Below are 965 nucleotides of genomic sequence, written 5' to 3'. Positions count from 1 at the left end.
GTGGCCACTGACTCGTGTGTGAAGTGACGAATGGCTCGGGCTCTGATTCTCTTGATGGGGGAGGATCTGGCTGATGACGAGGGCGGTGAAGCTACGGGATGACTATTCGGCCTCTGATCTGAGGCGACTTGCGGCGCGCAGTCGGCAGGCGAACGCTGCGCGCCGGCTTCTGGCCCTGGCGGCGATCTGTGACGGGGCCAGCCGGACGGATGCGGCCCGCGTAGGCGGCATGGACCGCCAGACATTGCGAGACTGGGTTCACCGCTTCAATGCCGCAGGACCCGATGGCCTGCGCGATCATCAGCACGCGGGGCCAGCCTGCCGACTGGACGGGGCACAGCAGGCCGAATTGAAGGCCCTGGTCGAGGCGGGCCCGGATCGGCAGCGCGATGGCGTGGTGCGCTGGCGCCGGGTCGATCTGCAACGCGTGATCGAAGAGCGCTTCGGCGTCGTCTACCATGAGAGGCACGTTTCCACCCTGCTGAAACGGCTTGGTTTTTCCTATATCAGCGCCCGGCCACGCCATCCGGGTCAGGACACTGGCGTCATGGAGGCGTTCAAAAAAACTTCCCCCGCATCCTGAACGCCCATATCGGCCATTTGCCCAAGGGCAAGCCGATCGAGATCTGGTTCCAGGACGAGGCCCGGATCGGCCAGAAGAATGGCATCGTTCGACAATGGGCCCGGCGCGGCACGCGGCCACGCCAGCCGGCCGATCAGCGCTACGAGAATGCCTGGCTGTTCGGGGCGATCTGCCCGGCGCGCGGCAAGGCCGCCGGCCTGGCGCTACCGTTCATCGGTACCGCCAGCATGCAATTGCATATCGAGGAAATCTCGCGCTGCGTCGCCCGCGGTGCCCACGCTGTCGTGCTGCTCGATCGAGCAGGGTGGCATACCACCGACAAGCTGAAGCTGCCCCGCAATATCAGCCTGATCTTCCTGCCGTCCCGCGCTCCCGAACTGAA

1 pseudogene is annotated in these 965 nt (G+C 65.3%); it reads left to right on the top strand.

From position 1 onward, the window contains the following. Positions 1 to 73: 73 nt before the first annotated feature. Positions 74 to 965: pseudogene (locus tag HLH21_RS16820) on the top strand (IS630 family transposase); the annotation flags it as partial.

Source organism: Gluconacetobacter johannae (assembly GCF_014174305.1).
GTDB lineage: Bacteria > Pseudomonadota > Alphaproteobacteria > Acetobacterales > Acetobacteraceae > Gluconacetobacter > Gluconacetobacter johannae.
Note: the sequence above shows the minus strand (reverse complement) of the source record. Positions and strands in the feature narration are given on the sequence as shown.